Genomic DNA, 313 nt, shown 5'->3' on the forward strand with positions numbered 1-313 from the left:
AAACGATCCTTGTTCTTACGATCCAGCAAATGTTACAGAAACTCAATCAGGAGATTGGTTAACAGCAGACTGTGATGGTGATGGCGTAACCAACGAAACAGAAGTTACAGATGGAACCGATCCAACCGATCCTTGTTCATTTACTATAGGAAGTATTACAGAAACTCAATCAGGAGACTGGTTAGCAGCAGACTGTGATGGTTATGGTGTAACTAATGAGCAAGAAGTTGCAGATGGAACCGATCCAAACGATCCATGTTCTTTTAATACAGCAAACGTAACAGTAGTTCAATCAGGAGACTGGTTAGCATCA

At 41.2% G+C, this 313-nt stretch carries 1 protein-coding gene; it reads left to right on the plus strand.

Translation table 11 applies throughout. The features are described from left to right. A partial coding sequence (locus V6251_RS15240) for a thrombospondin type 3 repeat-containing protein (RefSeq protein WP_341589011.1) occupies nucleotides 1–313 on the plus strand: 313 nt, incomplete at both ends.

Source organism: Olleya sp. Ti.3.14, from assembly GCF_038154885.1.
Classification (GTDB): Bacteria; Bacteroidota; Bacteroidia; order Flavobacteriales; family Flavobacteriaceae; genus Olleya.